The 23,374-nt window shown below is 64.8% G+C and carries 17 protein-coding genes; 6 read left to right on the plus strand and 11 right to left on the minus strand.

Annotation, left to right across the window (positions count from 1 at the left end; translation table 11 throughout):
* Positions 1 to 152 precede the first annotated feature (152 nt).
* A complete protein-coding gene (locus FJ443_RS01455; protein WP_140514225.1) occupies positions 153 to 998 on the plus strand; it encodes a fumarylacetoacetate hydrolase family protein in 846 nt (281 codons plus the stop codon).
* A 187-nt stretch (positions 999 to 1,185) separates the two neighbouring features.
* Here the strand turns inward: FJ443_RS01455 and FJ443_RS01460 are convergent, their stop codons facing one another.
* The 6 genes from FJ443_RS01460 to FJ443_RS01495 form a co-directional block, all read right to left on the minus strand.
* Positions 1,186 to 2,184: an ABC transporter ATP-binding protein gene (locus FJ443_RS01460; protein ID WP_140514224.1), complete on the minus strand. Its 999-nt coding sequence runs from the start codon at positions 2,182 to 2,184 to the stop codon at positions 1,186 to 1,188.
* Positions 2,185 to 2,410: 226 nt separating this feature from the next.
* Positions 2,411 to 3,472, minus strand: coding sequence for a Gfo/Idh/MocA family oxidoreductase (locus FJ443_RS01470; protein WP_140662502.1), 1,062 nt, complete (start codon positions 3,470 to 3,472; stop codon positions 2,411 to 2,413).
* Positions 3,473 to 3,713: 241 nt separating this feature from the next.
* Entirely contained in the window at positions 3,714 to 4,553 is an 840-nt protein-coding gene (locus tag FJ443_RS01475) for a carbohydrate ABC transporter permease (protein ID WP_140551691.1), read from the minus strand.
* 226 nt (positions 4,554 to 4,779) lie between these two features.
* The gene (locus FJ443_RS01485; RefSeq protein ID WP_140662504.1) at positions 4,780 to 5,709 is read right to left on the minus strand and encodes a sugar ABC transporter permease; all 930 of its coding nucleotides are present in this window, start codon (positions 5,707 to 5,709) and stop codon (positions 4,780 to 4,782) included.
* 248 nt (positions 5,710 to 5,957) lie between these two features.
* The gene (locus tag FJ443_RS01490; protein WP_140491603.1) at positions 5,958 to 7,217 is read right to left on the minus strand and encodes an ABC transporter substrate-binding protein; all 1,260 of its coding nucleotides are present in this window, start codon (positions 7,215 to 7,217) and stop codon (positions 5,958 to 5,960) included.
* Positions 7,218 to 7,334: 117 nt separating this feature from the next.
* Positions 7,335 to 8,285, minus strand: coding sequence for an N-acetylmuramic acid 6-phosphate etherase (locus tag FJ443_RS01495; protein ID WP_140625255.1), 951 nt, complete (start codon positions 8,283 to 8,285; stop codon positions 7,335 to 7,337).
* A 200-nt stretch (positions 8,286 to 8,485) separates the two neighbouring features.
* Between FJ443_RS01495 and FJ443_RS01500 the strand changes: the two genes are divergently transcribed.
* Genes FJ443_RS01500 through FJ443_RS01520 form a run of 5 tightly spaced genes read left to right on the plus strand, consistent with a single transcriptional unit; the run spans position 8,486 to position 13,489 of the window.
* Positions 8,486 to 9,364, plus strand: a complete 879-nt coding sequence (locus tag FJ443_RS01500) for an N-acetylglucosamine kinase (RefSeq protein WP_140625256.1) — start codon at positions 8,486 to 8,488, stop codon at positions 9,362 to 9,364.
* Complete coding sequence (locus FJ443_RS01505) at positions 9,361 to 10,143, plus strand: GntR family transcriptional regulator (RefSeq protein WP_140491609.1); 783 nt, start codon at positions 9,361 to 9,363, stop codon at positions 10,141 to 10,143. The genes FJ443_RS01500 and FJ443_RS01505 overlap by 4 nt, the downstream gene beginning before the upstream one ends.
* The gene (locus tag FJ443_RS01510; protein WP_140491611.1) at positions 10,140 to 11,192 is read left to right on the plus strand and encodes an SIS domain-containing protein; all 1,053 of its coding nucleotides are present in this window, start codon (positions 10,140 to 10,142) and stop codon (positions 11,190 to 11,192) included. The genes FJ443_RS01505 and FJ443_RS01510 overlap by 4 nt, the downstream gene beginning before the upstream one ends.
* Positions 11,189 to 12,367, plus strand: coding sequence for an N-acetylglucosamine-6-phosphate deacetylase (nagA, locus tag FJ443_RS01515; protein WP_140559106.1), 1,179 nt, complete (start codon positions 11,189 to 11,191; stop codon positions 12,365 to 12,367). Before FJ443_RS01510 ends, nagA begins: the two co-directional genes overlap by 4 nt.
* Positions 12,368 to 12,376: 9 nt before the next feature.
* Positions 12,377 to 13,489, plus strand: coding sequence for an NAD(P)/FAD-dependent oxidoreductase (locus FJ443_RS01520; protein WP_140662506.1), 1,113 nt, complete (start codon positions 12,377 to 12,379; stop codon positions 13,487 to 13,489).
* Positions 13,490 to 13,567: 78 nt separating this feature from the next.
* Here FJ443_RS01520 and FJ443_RS01525 read toward each other — a convergent pair whose 3' ends face one another.
* The 5 genes from FJ443_RS01525 to FJ443_RS01545 all read right to left on the minus strand — a co-directional run bounded on the left by FJ443_RS01525 (position 13,568) and on the right by FJ443_RS01545 (position 23,253).
* The gene (locus tag FJ443_RS01525) at positions 13,568 to 15,097 is read right to left on the minus strand and encodes a malonyl-CoA synthase (RefSeq protein ID WP_140662508.1); all 1,530 of its coding nucleotides are present in this window, start codon (positions 15,095 to 15,097) and stop codon (positions 13,568 to 13,570) included.
* Positions 15,098 to 15,321: 224 nt separating this feature from the next.
* A complete protein-coding gene (locus tag FJ443_RS01530; protein WP_140514205.1) occupies positions 15,322 to 16,068 on the minus strand; it encodes a GntR family transcriptional regulator in 747 nt (248 codons plus the stop codon).
* 416 nt (positions 16,069 to 16,484) lie between these two features.
* The gene (gene rpe, locus FJ443_RS01535; RefSeq protein ID WP_140491619.1) at positions 16,485 to 17,162 is read right to left on the minus strand and encodes a ribulose-phosphate 3-epimerase; all 678 of its coding nucleotides are present in this window, start codon (positions 17,160 to 17,162) and stop codon (positions 16,485 to 16,487) included.
* Positions 17,163 to 17,363: 201 nt separating this feature from the next.
* Positions 17,364 to 21,014, minus strand: coding sequence for a hypothetical protein (locus tag FJ443_RS01540; RefSeq protein ID WP_140662510.1), 3,651 nt, complete (start codon positions 21,012 to 21,014; stop codon positions 17,364 to 17,366).
* Between the two features lie 10 nt (positions 21,015 to 21,024).
* Complete coding sequence (locus FJ443_RS01545; RefSeq protein WP_140662513.1) at positions 21,025 to 23,253, minus strand: hypothetical protein; 2,229 nt, start codon at positions 23,251 to 23,253, stop codon at positions 21,025 to 21,027.
* Positions 23,254 to 23,374: the final 121 nt, after the last annotated feature.

The following is a 23,374-nucleotide window of genomic DNA, read 5'->3' on the forward strand; positions in this document are numbered from 1 at the left end:
AAAATCCCGCTCACCGGCGATCACTATATGGTGTCCGCGCTTGCCCTGGATCAGGCCGGTGGTACGGTCCGCCGGCTTCCCAAACGGGAGCCATTCGTTTCGGTGAAGAGTTTGCAAAAGGCCGCGAGGCCGCAACCAGGAGAAGGGTCTAAATGAAACTGCTGCGCTATGGCGAGGTGGGGAGCGAACGTCCCGGCCTGCTCGATGCGGATGGGACGATCCGCGACCTCTCCGCCCATGTCGCCGACATTGCCGGCACCACGCTTCACCCGGCCTCGCTGGAGATGCTGTCCAAGCTCGACGCAAAGTCGCTGCCGGCGGTTTCCGGCAAGCCGCGGCTCGGTGCCTGCGTTGCCGGCACCGGCAAGTTCATCTGCATCGGCCTCAACTATTCCGACCACGCCGCCGAGACCGGCGCCACCGTGCCGCCGGAGCCGATCATCTTCATGAAGGCCAGCTCGGCCATCGTCGGACCGGACGATGACGTGCTGATCCCGCGCGGCTCGGAAAAGACCGACTGGGAGGTCGAGCTCGGCGTGGTCATCGGCAAAACGGCAAAATATGTCAGCCAAGCCGATGCGCTCGATTATGTCGCCGGCTACTGCGTCGCGCACGATGTCTCCGAGCGCGCCTTCCAGGCCGAGCGCCAGGGCCAATGGACCAAGGGCAAGAGCTGCGACACGTTCGGCCCGACCGGCCCATGGCTGGTGACCAAGGACGAGGTCTCGGATCCGCAGAACCTGAAGATGTGGCTGACCGTCAACGGCAAGACCATGCAGAACGGCTCGACGAAGACCATGGTCTACGGCGTCGCCTATCTTGTGTCCTATCTCAGCCAGTTCATGTCGCTGCATCCTGGCGACATCATTTCGACAGGCACGCCGCCCGGCGTTGGATTGGGCATGAAGCCGCCGGTGTTCTTGAAGGCCGGCGACGTGGTGGAGCTGGGCATCGAAGGGTTGGGCCAGCAGAAGCAGACGTTCAGGGCTGACGCATAACTTTCACGAGTCGCGCCGCCCCTCATCTGGCTGCCGCCATCTTCTCCCCGTAAAACGGGGAGAAGGACGCTGTCGTTGCTGCTTTCGCCAATCGCCGGCGCTGGAGCTATCTTCCTTCTCCCCGTCACTATACGGGGAGAAGGTGCCGGCAGGCGGATGAGGGGCAGCGCCAACCTATGTTGCGATACTACTTCAGCACCTTCCCATCCGCGCCAAACCGATAGGTCTTCGCCGGATCCGGCGTTGCATAAAGTGTCGCCCCCGGCTCGGCGTCATAAACACCGAAAATGCGCACGGTGATCAGCCCGGCCTTCTCACAGTCGAGATAGAGATTGGTGTCGGCGCCGAGGTGCTCGGCATGCACGACCGTGCCTTTCCAGGCGCCGGATTTCGGGTCGACAGTCAGATGCTCCGGCCGCACGCCGATGCTCTTGGCGGTTTCCCCAAGCCTGGCGCCGTCGATGAAGTTCATCTTCGGCGAGCCGATGAAGCCCGCGACAAATTCGTTCGCCGGCGAATTGTAGAGTTCCATCGGTCCGCCGATCTGCTCGATTTTCCCGGCATTGAGCACCACGATCTTGTCTGCCAGCGTCATCGCCTCGACCTGGTCGTGGGTGACGTAGATCATCGTCGCCTTGAGGCGGCGATGCAGCTGCGCGATTTCCAACCGCGTGTTGACGCGCAGTGCCGCGTCGAGATTGGACAAAGGCTCGTCGAACAGGAACAGCTTTGGCTCGCGCACCACGGCGCGGCCGATGGCGACGCGCTGGCGCTGGCCGCCGGAGAGTTCCGCGGGACGCCTTTCCAGATAGGGCTCAAGCGACAGCATGGACGAGGCGATGCCGATGCGGCGCTCGATCTCGGGCGCCGGCGTGCCGGCCTGCTTGAGGCCAAGGCCCATATTGTTCTTCACCGTCAGGTGCGGATAGAGCGCATAGGTCTGGAACACCATGGCGATGCCGCGCTTGGCCGGCGGCGTGGCCGAGACATCCGCGCCATCGATGACCACCCGGCCCGAGGTCGAATCCTCCAGCCCGGCGATCACCCTCAGCAAAGTCGACTTGCCGCAGCCCGAGGGGCCGACGAAGACGACGAATTCGCCATCCGTCACTTCGAGATCGATGCCCTTCAGCACCTCGACCGGGCCGAAAGCCTTCTTCACGTTTTCGATCTTCAGCGAGCCCACGGCAGTCCTCCAAATTGATAAGTGGGCGCCAGGGCACCCCCCTCTGTCCTGCCGGACATCTCCCCCTCAAGGGGGAAGATTGGCAGCTTTGACGCTGACACACTCTTTTTGACGTTTGTGATTGGCGAAGGCCATGCCGACAGCTGATCTCCCTCCTTGAGGGGGAGATGGCCGGCAGGCCAGAGGGGGGCGCCGTAGACCGCAACCCCTGCCGCTAGCTCCCTTTTCACAATCGCACCGCCTTCCCGCTGCGCACGCTCTCGTCGGCGGCAAGGCAGACGGCGAGCGATTTCACTGCGTCCTCCATATGGCGGGTGAGATCGATATCCTCGCGGATCGCCTTGAGGACAAAAGCCTGTTCGAGATCGCAGAGATCCTGGTGGCCGGGTTCGCCCTCCATCGACAGCATCTCGTCCGGCTTGGCGAACTTGCCGTCCGCGCCGGTTTCCGCACTGTGCAGGCGGATGGTCGACGTCTTGGTGTGGGTGTCGATGTCGTCGGACTTAACGCCTTCCTTCATGACGATCGACACGCAGCCCTTCGGCGAGATGACATCTTTGACGAAGAAAGCGGTCTCCGAAATCATCGGTCCCCAGCCGGCCTCGTACCAGCCGACCGAGCCGTCATCGAACAGCACCTGGAGGTGGCCGTAATTGTACATCGTGGGCGCCACCTCGTCGGTCAGCCGCACGCCCATGCCGCGCACCTCGACCGGTCTGGCGTCGGTGATCTGCAGCATGACGTCGAGATAATGCACGCCGCAGTCGACGATCGGCGAGGTCGTGCGCATCAACTGCTTGTGCGTCTCCCAGGTATGGCCGGAGGACTGCTGGTTGAGGTTCATGCGGAAGACATAAGGGCCGCCGAGCTTGCGCGCCTCGGCGATCAGCCTGATCCAAGACGGGTGGTGGCGCAGTATGTAGCCGATCACCAGTTTCCTGCCATTGGCCTTGGCGGCTGCGACGACGCGACTGGCGTCAGCCACCGTCGTCGCCAGGGGCTTTTCGACGAAGACATGGCAGCCGGCCTCGAACGCCCTCACCGCATAGTCGGCATGGCTGTCGGAGTAAGTGGCGATGCAGGCGACATCGGGCTTTTCGTCGCGCAGCGCATCGTCGAAGGAGCGCCTGATGCCGTAGCCCGACAGCCCATCCGGCAGCGGCACGTCGGAGCGGTTGATCAACGCGGCGATCTCGAAGCCCGGATTGGTGTGATAGGCGAGCGCATGGCTGCGGCCCATATTGCCGAGGCCGGCGACGACGACGCGAAGGGGGGATTCAGAGTTCACGGAGCCGCTCCAGATATCCTGATTTCTCTTGAGAGGGTGTCACCCCACCCGGCGCTACGCGCCGACCTCCCCATCGAGGGGAGGTAGGACGTCGGCGTGAACGCCGCCACGCTCAAAGAGGCTTCTCCGAAACGTGTCCCTTGGCCGTCGTGAATGAAGCCGTGACCTTCTACCTCCCCTTGATGGGGAGGTCGGCGCGAAGCGCCGGGTGGGGTGAAGGCTCCAACAGAGATTTGTCCGCTCACTTGACCGCTCCTGACGTGATGCCGCGGATCAGCTGCCGCGAGAAGATGACGTAGAGGATCAGCACCGGCATGATCGCCAGCGAGAGCGCGGCCAGGATGGCGTTCCAGTTGGTGACGAACTGGCCGAGGAAGAGCTGCGCGCCGAGGGTCACAGTCTTGGTCTCTTCCGACGGCGCCAGGATCAGCGGGAACCACAGATCGTTCCAGATCGGGATCATGGTGAAGACGGCGACTGTCGCCATCGATGGCCGCACCAGCGGCAGCACCAGCCGGAAGAAGATGGTATATTCCGACAGGCCGTCGATGCGGCCGGCGTTCTTCAGGTCGTCGGACACCTGCTTCATGAATTCCGAAAGGATGAAGACAGCCAGCGGCAGGCCTTGCGCGGTGTAGACCAGGATCAGCGCCGTCAGCGTGTTGACCAGCCCGCTCGCCACCATCAATTGCAGGATGGCGACGGTGGCCAGCCGGATCGGGATCATGATGCCCAGCGCCAGATAGAGGCCCATCAGCGTATTGCCGCGAAAACGGTATTCCGACAGGGCGAATGCCGCCATGGCGCCGAACAGCAGCACGAAGAACAGCGAGGCGACCGTGACGACGAGGCTGTTCTGGAAGTAGTGGATGAAGTCGCCCTGGCCGATCACCGTGGTGTAGCCGATCAGGTCGAAGGTCTTTGGCGTCGGCGGCGTCAAGGGCGCGCCGAAAATGCCGGCGCGGGATTTGAACGAATTCATGATGACAAGGATCACCGGGAACAGCGCGATCGCCGTGTAGGTCAACAGGACCGCATGGGCGCCGATCGTGCGGGGCAGCGAACGGGTGGCGGTGCTCATTGGATGGTCTCCTGAGGAGCTACTTTGCCGAGGAACAGCACCCAGCCACCCCCCTCTGGCCTGCCGGCCATCTCCCCCGCAAGGGGGGAGATTGGCAGCTTTGGCGCCGACACATCTCCTGCATCGCTGGTGGCTGGCGAAGGCCGTGACAACAGCTGATCTCCCCCCTTGCGGGGGAGATGTCCCGCAGGACAGAGGGGGGTGCTCAAGCTCGACATATCGCCCCCTAAAACTGATATCGACGCAGGCGCGTCTGGATGAGGAAGAGGTAGACGCAGACACCGCCGAGGATGATCAGGAACATGATCGTGGCGATGGTCGCGCCCATGTTGGGATCGCCGACCTGCAGCTGGAAGCCGAAGAATGCGCGGTAGAGGAAGGTGCCGAGAATGTCGGTCGAATAATTCGGCCCGGCGAGCGCGCCCTGCGCGGTGTAGATCAGGTCGAAGGCGTTGAAATTGCCGACGAAGGTCAGGATCGAGATGATGCCGATCGAGGGCAGGATCAGCGGCAGCTTGATCTTCCAGAACTGCGACAGGCCGGTGATGCCATCGCATTCCGCCGCCTCTATGACCTCATTGGGGATCGACAGCAGCGCGGCGTAGATCAGCATCATGGGGATGCCGACGAACTGCCACACCGAGACCAGGCTAAGCGCGGTCAGCGCATACTGCTCCTTGCCGAGCCATGGCGTGAACAGGCTTTTAAGGCCGACCAGGTCCATCATGTGCGGTGCCACGCCCCATAGCGGCGACAGGATCAGCTTCCAGGCGAAGCCGACGATGACGAAGGACAGGATGGTCGGCACGAAGATCGCCGTGCGGTAGAAAGCCGAAAAGCGCAGCCTGGGGCTGGACAGAAGTGCGGCCAACAGTACGCCGATCGGGTTCTGCACCAGCATGTGGATGATGAAGAACCAGACATTGTTGCGCAGCGCATTCCAGAAATTCACCGACCAGTTGGGATCGCCGAACAGGGTGCGGAAGTTTGCCAGCCCGACGAAGACCTGGGATTGCTCGATGTTGCGGAACAGCGACAGCTGCAAAGTGCCGGCGAGCGGCAGAATCATGATCGCCGTGTAGACGAGCACCGCCGGCGCCAGGAAGACGGCGATATGCCAGCGGAACGGTCTTTTCGGTCTGATATCTGCGGCCATGAGTTCGGTCCCCACCGATCAGGTCTGGGAAAATGCTTTCGACAACAGCGGTGCCCCTCATCCTTACCCTCTCCCGGTGAAGAACGGAGAGAGGAGGTCGCCAGCGTTGCGGCAACTCCCTTTCTCACCGTGACTGTACGGGGAGAAGGTGCCGGCAGGCGGATAAGGGGCGGCGCCGTCCTTCGCAGTCGATGCTATCGAAAAACGCTGGGCCGTCCACTTGGAAGGCCCAGCTCATTGCCAGAGCCTTACTTGGCGGGCTTGTACCAGCTGTCGAGGCCGTCCTGCAGCTTCTTGGCAGCAGCTTCCGGCGTATCGGTGCCGTTGATGACATTGGCCGATTCGACCCAGGTCTCGTTCTCGAGGTTCGGCGTGCCGCGCGACAGGATCTGGTAGGTCGAGCGGATCGTCGACTTGCACTTGCCGCGCCAGGAGACGAATTCCTGCGCCAGCGGGTCTTCCATCTTCACCGGCGAGGAGTTCAGGCTGAAGAAGCCCGGCAGCGCGTTGGCGTAGATGGTGGCGAAATCCGGCGAGGCTACCCAGGACAAGAAGGTCTTGGCGGCGTCCGCATGCTTTGAGCCCGCGTTCAGGCCCATGCCGATGTCGGTATGGTCGGAGATGTAGCAGGTATCGCCGGCCTTCTCGACCGGCGGCGGGAAGGCGCCCATCTTGAACTGGGCCTGGGTGTTGAACAGGCCGATTTCCCACGAGCCGGCCGGGTAGATGGCGGCGCGGCCGAGCGTGAACAGGTTCTGGCTGTCCGGATAGGTCTGCGCCTCGAAGCCGTCGCCGAGATAGGGCTTCCACTTGGCCAGTTCCTCATAGGGCGCGACCCAGTCCTTGTCGGTCAGCTTCTGCTCGCCCTTGATGAGGGCCGCGCGGCCTTCCTCGCCCTTCCAGTAGTTGGGGCCGATGTTCTGGTAGCCCATGGTCGCGGCTTCCCAGAGATCCTTGGTGCCCATCGCCATCGGGATGTAAGTGCCGTCGGCCTTGATCTTGTCGAGCGCGGCGAAGAACTCGTCACGGGTCTCCGGCACCTTGATGCCGAGCTTGTCGAAGGCGTCCTTGTTGTAGATGAAGCCATGGATGACCGACGCCATCGGCACGCAGAAGGTCGCCTTGCCGTCGTCGGTCTGCCAGGCGGACTTGGCCACCGGCGAGAAGTTGTCCATGCCCGGCAGCGAGGAGAGGTCCGCGAGATTGCCCTTCTTGAACAGCTCGAGCGACTTGTCGAACGGGCGGCAGGTGATCAGGTCGCCCGCCGAACCGGCGGCGAGCTTGGCGCCGAGAGCCGCGTCATATTCGGTCGGCGCCGAGGGCGCGAACACCACCTTGATGCCGGGGTTCTTGGCTTCGAAAGCCGGGATCAGCTTGTCCTTCCAGATGGCAAGGTCGTCGCCGCGCCAGCTTTCGATGTTGAGCGTTACGTCCTCGGCGTAAGCCACCCCGGCGGAGCCGAGAATGCTGGTGCCCAGAAGCAGTGCCGTCAGTAGTTTCGTTGTCATGCTCAGTCTCCCTGTTGACCTTTTTCAGGTTCGGTTTTGATGAGAACAGAGGCGTTGCGCCCCTTGCTCCCCTCGCAAGCCTGTTTCACCCCGATGGACACCGGGATGAAACAGGCTCTATTTCTTTGTTCGAGCACGATCTTTTCCGAAAAGCGGTCTCCACTTTTCGGGATCATGCCCCAGCGCGGAAAGGGCCGGCCGCAGCTTCTGGCCGGCCTCTTCCAGTATCTTCTGCGCCGTGTCGGCGCTGTCGGCGCCGGCGGCAAGCAGAATGGCGGTCTTGACCGCACCGCCGCTCTTTTCGAGCAGGCGGGCCGCGTCGTCGCGGCTGCCGCCGCTGATGGCCGCGACGATCCGCGCCGCGCGGTCGCGCAGCTTGCTGTTGTCGGCCATGAGATTGACCATGTAGCCGTCATGGACATGGCCGAGATGGATGGCGGCGAGCGTCGACAGCATATTGAGGGCGATCTTCTGGGCCGTGCCGGCGCCCATGCGCGTCGAGCCGGCGATCACTTCCGGCGGCGTTTCGAGCAGGATGGCGGTTCCAGACAGACGCAGCAGAGCCGAGTCCCGGTTGTTGGCGATGCCGATGGTGGCCGCACCGCGACGGGCGGCTTCCTCGATCGCCCGCAGTGCATAGGGCGTCGTACCACTGGCCGAGATTGCGATCAGGCAGTCGCCCTTGCCAATGCCGGCGTTGGCGACCGCTGTCGCGGCCTCCTCTTTATCGTCTTCGGGGCCGCCGGCCAGCGTTCTGAAGGCCTCATCGCCGCCGGCGATCAGGATGGCGATGCGGTCGCGACGGATGCCGAAGGTGCCAGGCAGTTCCAGCGCATCGGCAAGCGCCATCAGGCCGGAGCTGCCGGCCGCGGCATAGGCGAGCTTGCCGCCGCCCTTCAGGCTACCGGTGATGATCTCGGCCGCTTCGGCGATGGAGGGAATGGCGTTGCGCACAATCTTCGCCGCCTCGACCTGCGCATCGGCCAGCGAAGCAAGGATCGCTTCGGGAGCCTGGATATCCAGCCCCTCAGCATTCCTGTGCAGCGCTTCGGTGCGCGTTTCGGCCATCCCAATTCCTCCAATTCGGAAAACAATACCAAAAAAATACCACTTGTCCACACGCATTAACGAATTCGCCGCATTGAAATCGCTGGCGCAGGTAAATGGCCAAGTTTTTCAGTGAAATACGCTCTAATCTTTTTTGCAGCGGAAATTAACCCTTGGCTATTGGTATTTTATTGGTATTATCGGCCTGGAGGAGAAATCACGTGAAATTCGTGCTTGGCATCGATGGCGGCGGCACCAGTTGCAGGGCGGCCCTGGCAATGGCGGACGGCACGGTGCTCGGCCGCGCCAAAAGCGGCGCCGCCAACATCCGCACCGACCTGACCGGCGCCCGGTCGAACATCGTCGAGGCGGCGCGGCAAGCCTTTGTCGCGGCTGGCCAGGATCCGGACCTGATCCCGCAAACACCGGCCATTCTCGGCCTCGCCGGCGCCAATGTCGGCACCTACCGGCAGCAGCTCGAGGCGATCCTGCCGTTCAGCACCAGCCGCGTCGAAACCGATGCCGAAATCGCGCTGGAGGGCGCGGTCGGTTCCGGCGACGGCGCCATGGCGATCCTCGGCACCGGCACCGCCTACATGGCGCGCAAGAACGGCAAGTCGCGTGCCATCGGCGGCTGGGGCTTCCAGGTCGGCGACCAGGGCAGCGGCGCCCGCATCGGCCGCGACCTGCTCGAACAGACCCTGCTTGCCCATGATGGCGTGCGCGCGCGTTCGGCGCTGACCGATAGCATGATGGCCGTGTTCCGCGACAATCCGGAGGATGTGGTCGAATTCACCACCAATGCCAAGCCCGGCGATTTCGGCGGCTTCGCCCCCAAAGTGTTCGAACATGCCGAAAAAGGCGACGCGGTCGCCAACTGGATCCTCGACAAGGCCGTCGCCGATGTCGAGGCCTCGCTTGGCGCGCTGGAGTTGGCGGATGACGCGCCGCTCTGCCTGCTCGGCGGGCTGGCGCCGCTCTACGCGCCGCGCCTGTCGGCACGCTACCGGGCGCTGCTTCGGGAGCCGCTCGACGATGCGCTCGGCGGCGCCGTGCAGATGGCGGTCCGCCTGTTCGCGCCGAGGGGAGCGGCTCGATGAGCGACGCCGCCGACCAGATCTTCGCCGCGCTGAAACAGTCCTCGCAAAGCGGTGCGCCGCTCTACCTGCAACTGCGCAAAAGCATTGAGGATGCCGTCAATCGCGGTCTGATCGGGCCCGGCGACGCGCTTCCTTCCGAGCGCGACATCGCCATCAAGGCCGATATTTCGCGTGTCACCGTGCGTAAGGCGGTGCAGGACCTCGTCAAGGGCGGCATCCTGGTCCAGCGCCACGGCTCCGGCACCTTCGTGGCGCCGCGCATGGAGCGGGTCGAGCAGTCGCTGTCGCGGCTGACCTCCTTCACCGAGGACATGGCGCGGCGCGGCATGGTTGTGCGCTCGGCCTGGCTCGACCGCGGCCTTTACGCGCCCTCGCCCGACGAGATGATGGTGCTTGGCCTGTCGTCGAACGAATTGGTGGCGCGCGTGGCGCGCCTGCGCATAGCCAACGACACGCCGCTGGCGATCGAGCGCGCCTCGCTGTCGGCCAGCGTGCTGCCGGACCCCGCTGGAATTGGCTCCTCGCTCTACGCAGCCCTGGAATTGACCGGCAACAGGCCGGTGCGCGCGGTGCAGCGCATCTCGGCCGCCAATCTCGGCGACGGCGACGCGCGCCTGCTCGAAGTGCCGCCGGGCATTGCCGGCCTGCACATCGAGCGTATTTCCTATCTGGCGAGCGGCAAGGTGATCGAGTTCACCCGCTCCATCTACAGGGGCGACGCTTATGATTTCGTCGCCGAACTGCGGCTGACAGGGCCGAGCGAAGAGGGCCGACCATGACGACCGAGCCGAACAAATCGACGGAGCCGACCCATATGCGGCGCGAGATCGAGGAGATCCCGCAAGCCGTCGCCCGCCTGCTCGACGGTTCCGGTGCCGTACTTTCCGAAGCCGGCCGCGGCATTCGCGAGCGCGACCCGCATTTCGTCGTCACCGTGGCGCGCGGCTCGTCCGACCATGCCGCTACTTTCATGAAATACGCGGTCGAACTCACCGCCGGTCTTGCGGTGGCTTCGGTCGGCCCTTCCATCGCTTCGATCTATGGCCGCAAGCTCAGGCTCGGCGGCTCCGCGTGCCTGGCCATCTCGCAGTCGGGCAAGAGCCCCGACATCGTCGCCATGGCCGAAACCGCACGGGCAGGTGGCGCGCTGACCATCGCCGTCACCAACACCGCCGATTCACCGCTGGCGCGCGCCTCGGACCATGCGATCGACATCCTGGCCGGGCCCGAGCGCAGCGTCGCGGCGACCAAGACCTTCGTCAATTCCGCCGTCGCCGGCCTTGCTCTGATGGCGCATTCCACCGGCGACGAAGCGCTTCTCAAGGCGCTTGCCCGCTTGCCCGAGCATTTCGGCAAGGCGATCGCTTGCGACTGGATGAGCGTGCTCGTCGAAACGATCGAAAAGCAGAAGTCGCTGTTCATCCTCGGCCGCGGCCCATCCGCGGCGATGGCTAACGAAGCGGCGCTGAAATTCAAGGAAACCTGCGGCATGCATGCCGAGGCCTACAGTGCTGCCGAAGTCATGCATGGCCCGCTGGCGCTGATCGGCCCCGATTTTCCGGTGCTGGCCCTGGCCGCGCGCGACGCATCCGAACCGTCCGTGGCCGAAGCCGCCGACAGCCTGGCGGCCAAGGGGGCGCCGGTCTTCGTCACCTCGATGCTGGCGAACAAGGCCACACGCCTGCCGCATGTCGCCACCGGCCATCCACTGACCGATCCGCTGACGCTGATCGTGTCCTTCTACGTGTTCGTCGAGGCCCTTGCGCGCCACCGCGGCCTCGACCCGGATACGCCGCGCAACCTTCGCAAGGTGACGGAGACCGTATGAGCGACCGTTTCGCCCTGACTGGCGCCCGTATCTTCGACGGCGACGACTGGCATGACGGTCATGCCCTCGTCGTACGCGACGGTCTGGTCGAGGCCATCCTGCCCACCGGCGCGCTTGCCGCGGATATGCGCCGCGTCGACACCGGCGGCGGCATGCTGACGCCGGGCTTCGTCGACATCCAGGTCAATGGCGGCGGCGGCGTCATGCTCAACGATCACCCCGATGTCGCCTCGATCGAGACCATCTGCCGGGCGCATGCGCCGTTCGGCACCACGGCGCTGCTGCCGACGCTGATCACCGATACGGCTGATATCACCGCCGCGGCGATTGCCGCTGGCGAGGCGTCGGCACTGCGGAAAGTGCCGGGGTTCCTCGGGCTGCATCTGGAAGGTCCGCATCTGTCGATCGCCCGCAAGGGCGCGCATGACCCGGCGCTGATCCGGCCGATGACGGACAAGGACGAGGCGATGCTGATCGCGGCGAGAGCCAAGCTCCCGGTGCTGCTCACCACGATCGCGCCCGAATCCGTCGAGGCGACCCGCGTGACGGCCTTGGCCAAGGCCGGCATCATCGTCAGCCTCGGCCATTCCGACAGCGGCTACGCCACGGCCAAAGCATTCAGCGAGGCCGGCGCCAGCGTGGTCACGCATCTGTTCAACGCCATGAGCCAGATCGGCAACCGGGAGCCGGGACTGGCCGGCGCCGCCATCGACATCGGCGGCCTGTCCGCGGGACTGATCGCCGACGGCATCCATGTCGATCCCGCCACCATCGCAATAGCGCTGCGGGCCAAAGAGGGGCCGGGCAGGATCGTGCTGGTCACCGACGCCATGGCGACGATCGGCACCGACATGACCTCCTTCACGCTCAACGGCCGCACCATCTACCGCAAGGACGGCAGCCTGCGGCTTGCCGATGGAACGCTGGCCGGCGCGGATCTCGACATGATCTCGGCTGTGCGTTTCACCCATCGCAGCGTGGGCGTGGAGCTTTCCGAGGCCTTGCGCATGGCCTCTCTCTATCCGGCGCAGGCGATCGGCCAGTCGCACCGGCTCGGCCGCTTCGCCAAGGGCACCGCCGCCGACATCGTTGCGCTTTCGGACGATCTCGACATCAAAAGGGTCTGGATCGGCGGCGACAAGGTTTTTTCGACCAGCGCCGGCGGGCAACGGTGAAAGCCGGCAATGCCTGACGTCGATTGCGTCGTCGCCGGAGCCGGCGTCGTCGGGCTCGCCATCGCCAGGGCGTTCGCCCTGTCGGGCCGCGAAGTGCTGGTGGTCGAAAAGGCCGCTTCGATCGGCACCGTCACCAGTTCGCGCAATTCGGAAGTCGTTCATGCCGGGCTCTATTACGCGCCCGGAAGCCTGAAGGCGCGTTTCTGCGTCGAAGGACGCGAACGGCTCTATGCCTATTGCCGCGAGCGCGGCATCGGCCATCGACGCACCGGCAAGCTGATCGTCGCCGTCGAACCGGGCCAGCTGCCTCGGCTCAATGCAATCCGGGCCAATGCGGAACAATGCGGCGTCGACGACCTCGATTTGCTGACCGCCGCGCAAGCAGAAAGCCTCGAACCGGCGCTGAGCTGCGCCGGGGCGCTGCTGTCGCCGTCGACGGGCATCGTCGACAGCCAGGGGCTGATGCTGTCGCTGCGCGGCGACGCGGAGGCGGCCGGTGCGTCGTTCGCCTTCCTGACCGCCGTCGCAGCGGCGACGGTCGAGGCCGACGGGATTCGTATCACCACGCGCGATGGCGACGGCGAGACGTTCGCGTTGAAAGCCGGCGCTTTCGTAAATGCCGCAGGGCTCGACGCGCAGGCGCTGGCCGGTAGCATCGAAGGGTTCCCGCCAGAGCTCGTGCCGCCGCTCTGGCTGGCGCGCGGCAACTACTTTTCGCTTTCGGGCCGCTCGCCATTCTCGCGGCTGATCTATCCAGTGCCGGTCAATGGCGGCCTGGGCGTGCACCTGACACTCGACCTCGGCGGCAGCGCCCGCTTCGGCCCCGACGTCGAATGGATCGACCAGGCGGCCTATGCGGTCGATCCCGGCCGCGGCGCGGTCTTCTATGACGAGATCCGGCGCTATTGGCCGGATCTGAGGGACGGCGCCCTGCTGCCGGCCTATGCCGGGATCAGGCCGAAACTGTCGGGCCCGAACCAGCCGGCGGCCGACCTCATGGTGCAGGGGCCGGCCGACCACGGCGCGGGCCGGATCGTCAACCTGTTCGGCATAGAGAGCCCGGGCCTGACGGCAAGCCTGGCGCTGGCCGAGCATGTCGTCGGTCTCTTGTTCCCCCGATAGTGCCCAGGCGACCGCACGAAACTGTCGCGATGCTCCCCGTCCAAACAAGCGGGATGAGGTATCCTTGCCTGGATCGACTTAGCTGGCGGGACTGCTTATGGAAAAAAGGTCCTTGTAGGTATCGCGCAGCAGATTCTTCTGCACCTTGCCCATGGTATTGCGCGGCAATTCGTCGACGAAGACCACGCGCTTGGGATGCTTGTATTTCGCCACGCGCGCGGCAATGGCATTGAGTATCTCGGCAGCGGTGACGGTCGAAGCCGGCAAGCGAACCACGACGGCCGTCACGCCTTCGCCGAAATCGGGATGGGCAACGCCGATGACGGCACTTTCCAGGACGCCGTCAAGCGCGTCGATCTCGCTCTCGAGCTCCTTGGGATAGATGTTGTAGCCGCCCGAGATGATCAGGTCCTTGCCGCGGCCGACGATGTGGACATAACCGTCGGGGTCGATCATGCCGAGATCGCCTGTGATGAAGAAGCCGTCGTCGCGGAATTCCGCTTTGGTCTTTTCCGGCATGCGCCAGTAGCCGGAGAAGACATTCGGCCCCTTGACCTCGATCATGCCGACCTCGCTTTGGGCAAGCGGCCTGCCAGTGTCGGGGTCGGCGATGCGCAACGACACGCCGGGCAAGGGAAAGCCGACGGTGCCGGCGCGGCGCTCGCCATCATAGGGGTTCGAGGTGTTCATATTGGTCTCGGTCATGCCGTAGCGCTCGAGAATGGCGTGGCCTGTGCGCTCGCGCCAGGCCCTGTGCGTCTCGGCCAGCAGCGGCGCGGAGCCGGAAACGAACAGGCGGATGTTTCTTGCCGCCTCGCGGGTCAACCCGTCCTGCTGCAAGAGCCGGACATAGAAGGTCGGCACGCCCATCAGCGCCGTGGCGTCCGGCAAGAGCGAGACGATGCGCCCTGCGTCGAATTTCTGCTCGAACAGCATCGAGGCGCCGGCCATCAGGATGACGTTGGTGGCGACGAACAGCCCATGGGTGTGGAAGATGGGCAGTGCGTGGATCAGCACATCGTCCGATGTGAAGCGCCAATAGTCGACCAGCACGCGCGCATTCGAGGCGAGGTTCTCGTGGCTGAGCATGGCCCCTTTCGAGCGGCCGGTCGTTCCCGACGTGTAGAGGATCGCCGCAAGATCGTGGGGACCGCGCGCGACGTCGTGAAAGTCGGGCGATTGCCGCGACGCCTGGTCCGCCAGCGATCCTTGCCCCTTGCCGTCGAGGGTGATGGCAAGGGCTCCGCATTTTTGCGCCAGGGCTTCGATGTCGGCTGCCCGTGCCGGATCGCAGACGACCAGCCGGGGCTCGGCGTCGCCGAAGAAATAGGCGAGTTCGGCCAGCGTATAGGCGGTGTTGAGCGGCAGGAAGACGGCGCCGGCACGCAGGCAGGCGAGGTACAGCAGCATAGCTTCCGGGCTCTTCTCGACCTGCACCGCGACCCGGTCGCCGGGCTCGACGCCAAGTTGCAAAAGCGCGTGCGCCAGTTGCGCCGAGCGCGCCAGCATGTCGCCATAGGTCAGCACGCGGCCGTCATCCGTTCGCATCAACAGGCGTCCGGGCTTCGGCATCCGGGACCGGAAAATGTCGAACAGATGATTGCTCATGAGGTCTTCCTGCGTCTGGCGGCGAAAGGCATGCATCGGACGGAGCCGGGCCTGTCTTCCGGTTCGGCCGCTTTGCACGGCGCCAGACTGTTGGTGGTTCTTGCCGACCCGTCAAGCCCGCAAGGGCGGCTCCACGCGGCGGCCATGATCATGTCGCCGGGCGAAAGCGGAAGGCTTTGGCGGTAAAAGGCTGGGGCGGCAAAGGCTTGGGGCGCGATGCGGCGCTAACGTGGCGTGCGCTCGGCCCTGGCGCTGGCCGGCTCTGATGCTTCGACCTGCTTGAAGCGCTCCATGCACATCGCTGCCGTCAGGCGATAGTGATTGAGCAGGGCTTCGACCGCGGCGTCGGCATTACCGTCCAGCGCATTTTCCGCGATCAGGCGGTGCTCTGCAAAATCGTCGCGCTGGATGCCTTCGCCGTTACTGGCCATTCGGCGGTAGCGGTAGGCGTGATCGGAAAGCTGGTCGCAAAACCCCACCAGCCATCGCGACCGGCAGGCCGAGATCAGCGCACGGTGGAAAGTGCGGTGCAGTCTCTCCCAGTCCGGATTGAGCGAGGACAGATCCGTTGGCATGAGACGTGAGGTGCGCCCCAACCGATGCAACGCCAGAACCAGCTGTTCTTCCCATTCGGCGGTGCGGTGGGCGATGGATTCGCGAAGCGCCCGTTCCTCGAGCCAGCAACGGGTACGCGTCAATTCCTCAAGCTCTGCCGCGCTGACCGGCATGATGAAGAAGCCTCGCTGGTCATGCCGACCGAGAAGCCCTTCCGAGGCCAGGCGATTGAGAGCCTCACGAACCGGGGAAGCGCCGGCGCCATATTTGGAAACAACCCACTCAACCCGCAGCTTGCTCTCGGTTTCAAAGGCGCCCCGCAGAAGATCGGCACGGAGTTGATGATAGACAGTGCTGGCGAGCGTACTCTTCGAGCCTGTGCCGTCGTCATTCAGATTGGCAGCTGCGTATGTCAAAATCGGCTCCTTGTCCCCAAATCTGGTCCTGGGCAATTCGAGTCCGAGAAACAGTTCCCTTTCCGTACACGTACCCTACCGCGCGCGCCTCGACGCGCTCAAGCGGGAGATCGCGTCATTGTACTTTAGAACAAAGAAATATGCACGATCCTATATCTGGTCGAACGAAATCGTGTTCGGCTACAACCGGCGGAAATTTAACGTGTTTATATGCAGGATCACCTGTTCTTCCGTGCCTCCGCGCGAACCTCTTTTCCGTCGCGCGCAAAAGACACCGAACAGTGGGACCGAATCAGGCCTTTTATCCTGCCCATCGCTTTTGTCGCGGGGCCAGCCGCAGCGAAGCGCGCAGTGCAGGTCCCCAGGATTGACCACGTGGGGAGATCCTGGCCTCCATCGGTTCTTGTGCGGTGCTTTTAGCCGGCTGCCTTGTCGGCCGCCGTCCTGATCGCCTCTATATTTGCCCGGTACGCTTCCACGCTGCCGCCCTTGAAGATGGCGGCGCCGGCCACCAGCACATCGGCGCCGGCGGCGGTCACCAGCGGCGCGGTTTCGGGCGAGACGCCGCCGTCGATCTCGATGCGGATCGGCCGGCCGCCGATCAGCGCCTTGACCCGCCTCACCTTGTCGACGATTGCCGGAATGAAGGCCTGGCCCCCGAAACCCGGGTTGACGGTCATGATCAGGATCAGGTCGAGCCTGTCGAGCACGTATTCGATCGCACTTTCCGGCGTTGCCGGATTGAGCGAAACGCCGGCCTTCTTGCCGAGATTCCTGATCGTCTGCAACGAGCGGTCGAGATGCGGCCCGGCCTCGGCATGCACCGTCATGCCGTCGCAACCGGCCTCGGCGAAGGCGGCCAGATAGGGATCGGCCGGCGCAATCATCAAATGGCAGTCGAAGAAAGCCTTGGTGCGATCGCGGATCGCCTTGATCACCGGCGGGCCGAAGGTGATGTTGGGGACGAAATGGCCGTCCATCACATCGAGATGGATCCAGTCGGCGCCGGCTGCCGTAACGGCTTCGACCTCGTCGCCCAGCTTCGAAAAGTCCGAAGCCAGCACCGAAGGTGCGATCAAGGTTTTTTTCGTCATGATGACGGGGCCTTTCCGAGCGCCTTTTTCATCTGATCACTGCCTAAAGCGCAGCCGCTGACTTGTCGAGGGTGCGAGCTTGGCGGTTCCACAGCTGGGGTAGTGCGGCGTCCTCTTCGTGTTGCAGCTTCAGCCTGCCCGGCCACGAAGAACCCCGCCGGATTGCTCCGGCGGGGCTTCCGATGTGCCTTCAGGCGATGGTTACTGCTGCTGGAGATTCAGGATTCTGTTTGGAGCCGTATCCTGCTGCTGTTCGGACTGCGGCCTGCGCCGTGGCAGAACCTGCTGCAGCAGCATGCCCGGGTTGAGTTCCAGCGAGGGCTGCCCGCGCACCGGCCTGCAGTTTGGATAACGGCCGATCATGCCTTCCGGGCAACGCCGCCTGAAGATCGGCTGGCACTGGCCGTTGACCATTTGCGAGCCCGGCGCGCATTCGCTCTCTTGCCTGGACCGGCGGCATGCGCCGTCGATCACCCGGGTTCCACGCGGACAGACACACTCGCCGCGCTTGTTGTGGATCTGGCCGCGAATGTCGCACTGCTCCACATCGGGCTGCTTGCGCCGGCACACTCCATTGCGCAGCTCGGTCCCCCTCGGGCAGACGCAGTCGCCGTCCGCGCCGTGGACCTGGCCACGGATGGTGCACTGCTCGGGCTTCGGCCTGTCGCGTACGCAGGCGTTGGCATCCCGATCGAGATGCGTGCCCTTGGGACAGGTGCAGCCATCGCCGTCCGATGTCGGCACCGATCCCGGTATCGCGCAGCCCGGCCTGGATGTCTTGACGCAGGCGCCATTCTCCAGCTCGGTCCCGCGCGGACAGACGCAGCGTCCATCCTCTGTGCGGACCTGGCCCTCGAGCAGCACGCAACGCTTTGGCTCCTTCGGCGGGATGATGACGCCGCCGGACGAGCACTGGCCGTTGCGATAGGTGGTGCCTTGCGGGCAGACGCACCGGCCGGCGTCGTTCATGACGAAGCCTGCCGAGCATTCCTTCTTCGTCTCATGGCTGATGGCGAAGGGATGGCAGGCATAGGCCTTGCCGCGATCGGCTTGGGTGTTGGCCTGGTCGCGGGAAAGCACATCGCCCCCGCCCTGCACCCGCGTATGGGGAGAAAGCACGCCGACGCAGTTCTGGCCGTTGACGCTGCCTTGCAGATTGGCCAGGCGGCTGTCGTCGGGGATGACCACGGTAACCTTGTGGACACGGCTTTCGCCGGCGCCAAGCGTCAGGTCGGCGATGCAGGATGCAGGCAAGGCCGCCGGTTCCGGCGAGCAGCCGAAGGGCGGCTCGATCGAGGTGATCGCGACGCCTTCCAGCCGGCCGAGGCCTTCGACGCCGATCGCATCGCCGATGCGGACCGGGCCGGAAAATTCCGCCGGGCCGTCGTTGGTGATGGTGATCTCGAACGAGCAGGGTTCTCCGGGCCGGCACTCGCGGTCGCCGGTCTTCTCGACGCGGATGGACGAGACCCCGCCGCCCTTGGCGCAGGCCCGGCCGACCGGATGGACGACGTCCTCGCCCTGCGCCGGGCCGTAGGAGCCTCGCGCGCAATTCTCGAACTCGCCGTTGGCCGAAACCGTCACGTCGAAGTGCCTGCTGGTTCCGGGTGTCATGACGGCGCCTGGAATCTGGCACGCCAGCGTGTCGGCCGGAACCGGCCCGCATGCCCATTCCGCGCCGTCTGATGTGACGGTCTGGATCTGGACGGGCGCGCCGCCCGACACCAAAGTGGCGGCATCGTTGACCCGCACCGGACCGGTGGGGGCAGCCGTGCCGGCATTGCTGACGGTGATGCGGCAGGAGACGAAAGCGGCACCCGCCAGCGAACCGCCGCATGTCTTGGTGATACGCAGGACAGGCTGGCCGCCATTGGGACGAGGGATGCGTTGCTTGGCGCAGGCCCGGTTGTTGGTGAGGTCGGTTTCGCCGGGGATCGGTTTCACCTCGGCGCAATTCTCGACCGTGTCCGACCGGTAGCCGGCCGGCACCACCGCCTTGACGACGATCGCCGTCAAAGCTCCCGGCGGCAGCGAGATGCCGGCATTGTCGCAACGGAACTGGCCGGGGCCGTTCGGACCGCATGTCCAGGGTGGGCTCGGGCCAAAGGTCGAGGAGGCCGGCGCGCCCCCGGGATAGGTGTCGACCACGGTCAGCGGCCCGTTATAGGTCGAGGTGCCGTTGTTGATGATGTCGATGACGAAGCTGCACACGCCATCGGCGGTGCAGGCTTCCGCGCGGGCACGCTTTTTCAGGATCAGGTCGGCCTTCTTCTCGACCGGCGGCCGGCAGTCGCGATCGCGATCGCCACGCCGGCAGATCGGGATCGAGGCGCAGCCACGGTCGTTGGCCTGGCTGCCGAACAGCGGCTTGCCGCTGGCGGCATAGTTATAGGTGGCACAGTTGCGCAAGCTGCTGCCTTGCCAGCCGCCAGCCGGCTTGAAGCCGAACTCCAGGTCGATGAAAGCCCCCGGATTGAGCGTGGTCACCGGATGGGTGCACATCATCGGGGTGGCGCCGGGCACACAGGTCCAGGGCGGATTGGGTCCCGAATCGAGCGTCGAGCCCGCCGGCAGCGTCACCTCGTCGAGCACGATCTTGCCGTTGTAGGGCGCGTCGCCGACATTGGTGACCCGGATGCTGAAGTCGCAGCCGCCGCCCATCGTGCAGCGCGTGACATCGGCGCGTTTCTCGACCTTCAGGTCCGGTTCCCTGTCCTTGGGCGGACATCTCTGGTCGCGCGGGATGACGATGTCGATGGTCTGCGTGCAGCAGAGCCCCCAACCCTCTTTCGGCCCGGCATAGGTCTCGATGCCGGTGACGACGAGGTGGATGACGTCGCCGGGCGAGGCGCCGACGATCTTCCAGTTCAGCACACCGCCGCCGGCCGGCACCTTCTGTGTGTCGGGGACGATGGTGATGCCTGGCGTGGCGGTCGAAAGCTGCACCCACCTGCCGCCCATCTCGGGACCGACAGGCATATGGTAGATGAACGCGCCGCCGCCGGGCACGCAGTCGACCGTGCCGCGCTCCACCTTGAAGCATTCCTTGCCGGGAGGTGGCGGTGGCGGATTGCACTTGGTCAGGTCGACCCGGATCGAGGTTTTTTCGCCGGTGAGAAAATTGCCGTCGTCCGGCTTGCCCGGATCCTGTGAGGGAATAATGGTTCCCGTGCCGGTGCCGACGGTGACTTTGATCAGGCCCTGATTGTCGACCGTCGCCGGCGCGGGGAACGCCGCGTGGTCGATCCTGGCGGTGATGCGGAACGTGATGACGCGTTCGCCCAGTGCGCCCAAGCCGTCGAGGTCGGAAGCGGAAATCCGGAAATCCGAAACCGTTGCCGTGTCGTTGGGGCCGGCCGAATTGCTGATGACGGCGCCAGGCAGAGGTCCGCCCGACGCATCGGTGCCGTCACCGGAGACCTGCATGTTGACGATCTGCAAGCCATGCGGGAGCTGGTCCTTGAAGTCGAGCCGGACCGTCTGCAGCGAAGCCGCAAACCCCGGGCTGGCGAAGCCTTGCGGTGCGCCGCGCAGGCCGAAGCTCAAAGTGTAGAAGACATAGTCGCAGCTTCGCTGGCCGCCGGTCTTGGTGAAGAACGGCACGGCTCGTCCGGGCTCCGGATTGATGATGCGCGGATTGTCGAGCTTGAATTCCTTATCCGGGCTGGCGGCCTGGACGGTCTTGGCCGGAGCCGTGTCTTCGGCAAGTGCCGGCAGCGCCGGCAGCATGGCGACCGCGATACCGGCCGCCACCAGCCAGCGCGCAGCGCGCCTGGCAAAAGACAGGCGCCTCGTGTTCATGACGGTTGATTTGTCGGCGACGCCCAGCGGGGAGAGTGCGAGATTGTTCATCGTCCCCTCCTCAGCGTTCGCAGCTGACGGCTGGCGTTCTGAGCGGCAAGGTCATCTTGCAGCAAGGGTAGTAGCCGCCCTTGTCCTTGTCGGACTTCCTGTAGAAGCAGAGCCCGACATCGACCGTGTCGCCCGGATGGTGGCCGGTGATGCCGATCGTGTAGGGCTTGCCCGGCGCATGTGACATGGGCGAGGTCACCCCGACGCCTGGCGTCCTGGATTGGGCTTTGATCGAATCGCCGCCGAAGCCGGCATGGTCATGAAGGTAGAGGTCCGCCTCGAGCCCGTGCGGCGTGCAGAAATACCTGACATCGTCGACATCGAGACAGGAGGGCAGGTTGCCGGGCGGCGGGAAGTCCGGCGGATAGAACGGTGGCAGATAGCCGCCCGGGATTTCCTCATAGTAGCCGGCGCGGCCCTCGCAGGGATGCCAGACGGCGACGTCGCCGACATGGCCTTCCACTTCCGGGTCCTCGAAATAGCCGTCGAAGTCGACGAACCAGGAGCCGAAAGGCGGCACATTGGCCGGCTTGACCAGTTCCCTGGGCGTGATCTGCACTCCGTGCACGGCGAGCGGCCCGCCAGCGGCGAGCCGCTCGGCAAGGGCCGGATTGTCGCGCAATTTGTCGCCAGTGTTGACCAGCGTCCGGGTGCAGGCCGAGGTGTCGAGATCGCCTTCGGCGTCGTAGCCATATTGCAGGTCCAGCCCGCCGGCCGACTGCCTGAAACCTTGCGGGAAGCCGACGGCATATTCCTGCGGCGCTTCCACCCAGACCGATTCCGTTGCCGGATCGTCCGGGTTTTCTCTGAAGTAGCGGATGACCTCGCCCTTGCCGGAATCGGCGAACTGGCTGTAGTCGTAGCGGTTCTCGACCGGGCCGCGCTGGGCCAGGTACATGAAGCCGCTATCGTCGAAGGCGATGTCGGTGACGGCATAGTCCTTGTCGGCCTTGACCGTCAGCTCCCAACGGGAATCGCCGGCGAAGCGGCCGTCGCGGGCAATGCCCACCGACCAGATCTCGACCTTCTCGCCGACGGAATAATAGAGCCGGCCGCCATGATAGGCGACGGCCCAGACACGGCGCTCGTCCTGGGTGTAGCCCCAGGTCTCGGGGTCTTCCGTGTCGAAGGCCGCGCCCTGTATGTCCATGACGGCGCCATCGTCGGTGACCGGAGCCAGGCCATGCGCCGGGCGCCCGGCGACGCCATGGTCGAACGTGTCGACCAGCGCGCCATTGGCGTCGATGCGATGGATCAGACCGGTATCGAGGTCGGAGGCGAAGACCTGGTGGTGGATGGGGTCGAAGGTGAGATTGCCGATGCCGGGCCCGCTGTTGGTGTCGATGTCGGCGAATTTGGCGACCTGGCCGGTGATGCCGTCGACCTTCCAGATGGTGCCCGGCCCGCCGCCGTTCTCGGTGCCGAACTGGCCCTCCATGAAGGCAGCGCCTGCCATGCCGCGGCGCTGCCGCTCCGGACGGCTGTCATCGTCGGCGTCAGGCGTGACGATGCGAATGCCGTGCAGCGAGGTGGCGCCGGCATAGAGATTGGGAATGCCTGACGGGACGCCATCACGCATGCCGTCATCATAAGTGAGACCGAACACCTGGCCGATCTGGCCTGATGTCACCTCGAAAGGCGGCGGCGTGTGGACGAGTTGGCCGGAGGCCGGCCCGCCCAGGCTTGAAACGTCGAAAACGCGCAAGGTGGCTCGCGCCGTGTCGATGAAGGTCTCGTCGACTGGATCGACGCCGGGCGGCAGGCCCCCCTTTTCGGAATCTGAAGAGTCGAAATCGGGAATGACGGTGCCGGAAAAGCCGGTGACCGCCATCGAGCCGGGATAGATGATCCGGGTTTCCTGCGCCCGCGCGGGGCCGCCAAGCCATAGGCCGGCGGTCAGCGCCAGGACAAGAAAGGCGCTGGCGGCCTTCGCCACGCCGCCCAAACGGCCGGCACGAGAGGGCGCGAACCGGCGGTGATCGCGAGACATGGAACTCCCCCCGAAGTCTAACGGAGAACCAACCGATCCTGCCGCGCAAACCAGCGCAAGGCGCGGCGTTCCAGCACGTTCGTCCCCGATCGAATTGTCTGCTTTCCTCATAATTACGATACGCCTGCTCCTGTGCAGGGTCAACGGAACCAGCGGAAAGCCAAGCGCATCGACCCTGTCGCGAAGACGATGGTCGCGCCGAGCTCCTGTTGGTCGGGGAGGCCATGGCGTCCCTGGGGTGCTGGTCATGGTGGCTCCTTTCCCGTGGCCGCATCATGCGGCGCCTGAGCGTCAGTCGCACGCGGAGGCGGAAAGGTTCACTGTGGGGCCCGGCTATTCTTTCACACGTCGCGAAGCGGGCGGACGCGAT

The organism is Mesorhizobium sp. B2-6-1 (genome assembly GCF_006440475.1).
Lineage (GTDB): Bacteria > Pseudomonadota > Alphaproteobacteria > Rhizobiales > Rhizobiaceae > Mesorhizobium.